Source organism: Nostoc sp. (assembly GCF_036919675.1).
Lineage (GTDB): Bacteria > Cyanobacteriota > Cyanobacteriia > Cyanobacteriales > Nostocaceae > Nostoc.
Genome location: NZ_JBALCP010000126.1, coordinates 63,724 through 70,230, shown reverse-complemented (window position 1 = coordinate 70,230; position 6,507 = coordinate 63,724). Strand labels below are relative to the sequence as shown.

The following is a 6,507-nucleotide window of genomic DNA, read 5'->3' as shown; positions in this document are numbered from 1 at the left end:
AACTTTAGAAAATGCGACCACTAAAATTCATCTCTGTTTTGTCAGACTTATGCTCCGAAGATTAGCTACTTTATAGATCCCAAATGGGTTCTATAGTTCTACAATCCTGATTCCGTTGTTAAATCACTTGATCGAGGATTGCCTGAAAGCCATCCATCTATTTCGTGAAGAAAGATACTAAATGGGTTCTATAAAATTTAAAAGTCAACTTCGGCGGGCATTCTGACTCACAAGGCAAACCTTGATTACAGTTGCGGGACAGCGCCGGATTCACACCGGACTTTCCCCGTTTCCTCTAGTGGCTGTTCCCCACTAGAACCGAAATTCCCCTGTATATTAACACAACTGTGATTTGCTTGCATAAAAATCAATGGTCGATCTATACTGACATTCGTCATTAATCGGAGCAAGTTTCATTCTTTACCAAAGCTTGCTCTAGATTTTTGTTGGACAATTCTTCTAGCAATTTTTCAACCCAACAAACTTTTTCGGGTTGCCAGCGTTTTGTGACATAGCGCTGACGGTTCGACTTCGCTCACCGTCAACCCTTCTCTTCGAGACGCTTTGCGAACGGCTACGCTCAGGGTTGACAATTTTTTTACATTGCCAAACCTAGTTAATAATTCTTTTCCATTTTTGCAATTATTCTTCTACAATTTATCAACACATCTTGTATGCAAGCTCCATCTACACTCTCTCTTGGCTCCACAACGGATATCCATGTTATTCGTCGTGATGGTTCAACGACACCGTTGGAAATTAATAAAATTCGCACAGTGGTTAATTGGGCTTGTTGCGGACTTTCAACAAATTCCATTGCTCTAGAAGCACATCTGACAACTCGATTGCGTCCCGGCATTACCACGCGAGAAATTCAAGATAATTTAATTCGTTGTGCCTTGGATTTGTGTAGTCCTGAAGAACCTGATTGGCGCTATGTAGCAGGCCGCTTACATATTTGGAGTTTGTGGAAAGATACTAAAGTTAGCCGTGGCTATCAATACGGGTACTATGCTCGGACTGTACATTTGAAAGTTCTAGAAGGACAATACGATCGCCGCATCTTGACCTACTCTCCTGAAGAGTTAGAGATTGCTAACACTTGGATCAATCCCGACTGGGATGCCGATTATGATTATGCGGGATCGGTATTACTGACGAAGCGATATCTTTTGGCGAATGAGTTGCCTCAAGAAGCATTTTTAACTTGTGCGCTATTGATAGCCTCCGTGGAAACACTAGATAACCGATTAATTTGGGCAAAGCAATTTTATGAAGCGATCGCTCGTCGTCAAATATCTTTAGCAACACCGATTCTGGCGAACTTACGGATTCCCAATGGCTCCCTTGCCAGTTGTTTCATTACGGCAATGGACGACAATTTGGAAAGCATTTTTGGCGGCATTCATGATGCGGCTCGCATTTCCAAAAATGGCGGCGGTGTGGGGGTGAATCTGTCTCGGATTCGAGCAACAGGTAGTTGGGTGATGGGGAAGGCAAATGCATCAGGTGGTGTGGTTCCCTGGATTAAGTTGTTAAATGATACAGCGATCGCAGTCAATCAAGGTGGACGTAGAGCAGGTGCTGTCACTGTGAGTCTAGATGTTTGGCATGTGGACTTACCTGAATTTTTGGAAATGCAAACCGAGAGTGGGGACGGGCGACGCAAAGCTTATGACGTGTTCCCGCAATTGGTTGTCAGTGACGAATTTATGCGGCGAGTAGCAGCAGATACAGAATGGACTCTAGTTGATCCTTATGAGGTACGAACTCGTTTAGGTATTGAACTAGCTTCAACTTGGGGTGAAGCATTTGAACGTGCCTATCTTCAAATCGAAGCCAGTTTAGATAACTCGATTACACTCTACAAGCGGGTGAATGCGCGTCTTTTACTCAAACAGGTGATGCGAACCCAATTAGAAACCGGGATGCCTTATTTATGGTTCAAAGATACCGCCAACCGAGCTAATCCCAATCAGCATCAGGGCTATATTCCTGGTGGAAACCTTTGTCAAGAATCATGGTCAAATGTGAAACCTGGTGAAGAAGCACATACGTGTAATCTCGTTAGTATTAATCTTGCGAATTTAGAAAATAAGCAGCGAACAGAGATTTGTCAAATTGCAGTCCGTATACTAGATAACACCATTGAACTGACCTCACCACCATTTGCTGCTAGTGCTACTCACAACGCCAAATATCGCACAATTGGTGTAGGCTGTATGGGATTAGCCGATTGGTTAGCAAAACGTCATCTCACCTACACCCATCTTCAGGAAATCAGTGATTTATTTGAAGACATTGGTTACTATTGCACCGCAGCATCAATGGAACTGGCGAAGGAACGAGGTGCGTATCCTGCTTTTGGGGGTAGTGAATGGAGTAAGGGACATTTAATCGGAGCAAAGCCTGTGGATTGGTTTAAGCAACGCGCAAGTCAACCAGAACGCTTTTTACAACTGAGTCAGGATATCAAACAACATGGGATTCGCAATTCACATATTACTGCGATCGCACCTAACACTTCTTCATCTTTAGTTCAGGGTTGTACAGCCAGTGTTTTACCCGTTTACAGCAAATTCTTTTATGAAAAGTGGGCAAAAGGTTCAGTACCCATTGCACCGCCTTACATTCGGGATCATTTATGGTTCTATGCCGAAAATAAGACACTAGATCAGAAAAAAGTGGTGAAAGCGATCGCTACAATCCAACAATGGATTGATACAGGAATTTCAATGGAATTGCTATTTAACTTAAATGCTGGAGTCTATTTCCCCGACGAACCAGAGCGTTCTCTCACCGCTCTTGATATTTTTGAAACCCTAATGCTGGCTTGGGAATTGGGTTGTAAAGCAATCTACTATATTCGCACCGTCCAAAAAGACAGTTTCAAAGAATCGAATGAGCAATGTGTTGCTTGTGCAAGCTGAACTACCGATCTGGATGAAGCGGAAAGTTGCAGCTTAGGGGAAACCCCCAAGAGCAAACTTTTCAATAAAACTAATCATAACCAACTCAAAATGTACCAACCAAGACAATCATTAATGCCGATTAATCCCGTTTTCAATCCGAACGGAAACGATAATACAGCCAACCGTTTAATCTGGTTTGGAGAGACTACGAACTTAATGCAATTAAACGACGTTCGCTACTCGTGGGCTGTATCTCTTTATCGGCAAATGCGCGAGAACTTCTGGATTAACTAGGTAGTCCAGATTAAATTCCTTGAAAACGGGGGAAACCTGTAAAAATCTAGCTTTTAGATAATTTTCATTATGTTGATGTTAAAGAAACAAAATATGATGACAAAGCTAGAAAAATGTTAATTACTGTGTTCTAACTGTCACAGAAGATTGCATCACAGACAATCCCGTGCCAAGCTCGTTGCTAAACGAGAAGGTGTAGAGACTATCGAAATTCACAACAAGTAAGTCAGCGCTGCGGGAGGGGAGTTAGTACGTTGCGGTGAATCCAGCGCTGTAGGCGGGTTTCCCGCCGTAGGCGACTGGTGTTAGCGCAGCGTTAGCGAGTCATCGAGCGTCACCCGAAGGGGGGTTCCCCCCGTTGTTCGCGTAGCGTCTCCGACAGGAGAAGCATCTGGCGTTTTCCCTCCGCAGGCGACTGACGAACCACGAAGTGGTGAAAAGTAGAGTAGGCTGCAAGCGATTGGCAGTCGAAGCGGGGAACTTCTTATCAAAAGATAAGTTGATGATATAGTCCGATCTCTAAGGTGACTTAGAGCAGCTTGAAAAAGCGGGTAAGGAGTAGCTAATCTTACTGAACACAAATGACCTGAAAAGATTGATATTACTCAAGATGTGACAGATTACGTCAATCTCACGCCTAAAGAACGACGTGCATTTGATGGCATCCTCAGTTACCTTACCTTTCTCGATTCGGTGCAAACATGTAATGTGCCTCACATCAAAAACAGTGTTACCGCACCAGAAATTGCGCTGTGTATGGCAGAACAAATTTCTCAAGAGGCGATGCACAATCAGTCCTATCAATACATTATTGAGACGGTGATTCCGAGCGATCGCCGGACACACGTCTATGATTTTTGGCGGAGCGATCGCATTCTCAAACAACGATGCGAATTCATCGCCGGACTATACCAGAAGTATGTCGATAACCCGACACCAGAAAATTATTTTATATCGCTGTTAGCAGATTACTTGTTGGAAGGATTGTATTTCTACAATGGGTTTATATTCTTCTATAATCTGTCATCACGGATGTTGATGTCTGGGAGTGCCGATATCTTTAGAATGATTAACCGAGATGAACTCTCTCATGTGCGGCTATATCAAAAATTGATTCCAGAAGCGATGCAAGTTTTCCCCCACAGCCGCGAACAAATTTATGAAATGTTTGCTCTTGCTGTCGAGTATGAATGCAAGTGGACAGGACATATTGTCGGAGATGATATTCTTGGCATTACAGCTAACAGTACAGAACACTACACAAAATATCTGGCAAACACGCGCTTGAAGGCGATCGGTTTAGAGCCATTATTTCCAGAAGCTATCTACAAGAAAAGTCCCTATACTCACTTGGAACGTTTCTCAGATACCAAGAAAGAAGCCAATACAAAAGCCAACTTCTTTGAGGCAAGTGTAACTAGTTACGTCATGTCTTCAAGTATTGAAGGTTGGGATGATTTCTAAGAGGGGTTTATAAGATATTGGTTTAGATGTAGAGACGCGATATATCGCGTCTTTAAAAATGCGTTCCTGCTGAGATAGCTCGCTCGTAAATACCGTTAAATACAAAACTAAATTAAGGATGTTATGAGGAAAAATTCTGTACAACACCAAGGATATACGGAAAAATTATTTATAATCCTCTCGTAAAGGGTGGTTATACAGAAAAATTTGGTAGATACCCAAACAAAAATGTAAAAAAAATTCGTATATTTAGACAGGAGTTCGTTGTAATGCTTGATATATTAGGATTGAGAAAAAGATTATACGGTAACTTTTAGTATCATAAATAGTTATGCGATTTAGCTCTGTGCTTGGGATGGTACATAATTACTACCTGCTGGTGTACAAGCTTGAATTCCCATAAGATTGTGCATTGGACAGTAAAGTGAAAACGGTATGAGTTAAGTCAGAATAGAAATAGTGCTAAACTTCTCACTAGTCTGCAAAATTGCACTTAACATTCCCTATTGTCTGAAGAACTAATGCCCAAAGAAATTATTATTGAACTGATTAAGATCATCCCGTCCATTCTGTGGGTCATTTTTCTTACGATTCTTGTGCTTGTTTTTCTTAAACCAATTAAAAATATCTTAATACCACAGCTAAGTGAAATTAAAGCATTCGGCATTGAAGCAAAATTTATCAAAGAAGAATTAGCAAAGGCAGCACGTAAAAATCCAGAAGTTAAAGAGACAGCCCTTGATCAAGTTACCCATAGAGCGCAGCGAATAACTTCAATAATTCAAGGAGCAAGGTTGCGACTGGTGAATGATATACCTGAAGAGATGATCAATGTTCAAAGAATATTGCAATCACTTGGAGTTATTGTAGACGTTGCGCGCACTACAAAATCAGCACTCAATATGTTGGCTAATACCGAATACGATGTAATTGTCTCCGACATGAGCCGTGATGGAGTACCTGACGAAGGCCTGAGATTTCTTCATGAGAGTATTAAGCGCGGTCTTTATCGTCCAATAATCTTCACTGTTGCAAATTTTGACCCTTCACGGGGAGTACCAGCATACGCTTTCGGCATTACCAATCGTATCGATGAAATGCTTAATCTTATTTTTGACGTTCTTGAAAGAACAAAAGGATAGCGATTATTTTGCAGACAAGTACATCTAACACCCAAGAGTATTTTATTTTTGTTAATCTTGCCAATCCATTTGCCAAACATAATCTTCAATTTACAGGTCAAATTCTGTCAGCAGGTTACACATCTGTTTTGCAATATTCTGATCTAGAGGTGCAGTATTTGGAGGGTAAGCTTAATTATTTGCCATTTGTAATAAACGAGCAAATATCTACTGGATTCTTATCTTTTTACTGTGCTTCTGCAATTACCGACTATCGTGTTGAGTATGATGCTGAAATGAGACGGTTGCTTTCCTTTGCAAAACTTCCATCGCGTCTGTCTGCTGTTTATGCATTTGCTACTGAAGAAGATTGTAGAGAAGCACAACGGCTTTATAGATGGAATCTCAACTCAGTCAGAAGATTCACGCTTCTCGAAGATTCATTGACTAAAGTTGCAAAGGTAAATATGGAAATTATTTCTTTGATGCGTTCTGTTTATCCTACTGGTATGTGGTCGGGTGAAGATATAGAGCGAATCTGGACACACTACTGGTCGGGTGGAGGCAACCTTGAAATTGAGATTCCTACTATGCAATCTCCACCCAATACTCACAAGCGTATCCACTCCGGCGAAGTATGGGAATATCTGGTTGAAGGTAGGCTCCAGTTACAAGGAGATTTGTATACACCAATTCAATTCTAGAAATCGCCGCAT

General features: G+C 41.5%; 4 protein-coding genes and 1 riboswitch. All 4 genes read left to right on the top strand.

Annotated features, from left to right (window positions below; genetic code table 11):
• Positions 1 to 195: 195 nt before the first annotated feature.
• Positions 196 to 338, bottom strand: a riboswitch (cobalamin riboswitch).
• A 336-nt stretch (positions 339 to 674) separates the two neighbouring features.
• Positions 675 to 2,930 (top strand): ribonucleoside-diphosphate reductase subunit alpha, encoded by a 2,256-nt coding sequence (locus V7K49_RS28060; RefSeq protein WP_335208554.1) that lies wholly within the window; start codon positions 675 to 677, stop codon positions 2,928 to 2,930.
• 870 nt (positions 2,931 to 3,800) lie between these two features.
• The gene (locus tag V7K49_RS28055; RefSeq protein ID WP_335208556.1) at positions 3,801 to 4,670 is read left to right on the top strand and encodes a ribonucleotide-diphosphate reductase subunit beta; all 870 of its coding nucleotides are present in this window, start codon (positions 3,801 to 3,803) and stop codon (positions 4,668 to 4,670) included.
• 521 nt (positions 4,671 to 5,191) lie between these two features.
• Complete coding sequence (locus V7K49_RS28050) at positions 5,192 to 5,812, top strand: hypothetical protein (RefSeq protein ID WP_335208553.1); 621 nt, start codon at positions 5,192 to 5,194, stop codon at positions 5,810 to 5,812.
• 8 nt (positions 5,813 to 5,820) lie between these two features.
• Positions 5,821 to 6,495, top strand: a complete 675-nt coding sequence (locus tag V7K49_RS28045) for a hypothetical protein (RefSeq protein WP_334872661.1) — start codon at positions 5,821 to 5,823, stop codon at positions 6,493 to 6,495.
• Positions 6,496 to 6,507 lie beyond the last annotated feature (12 nt).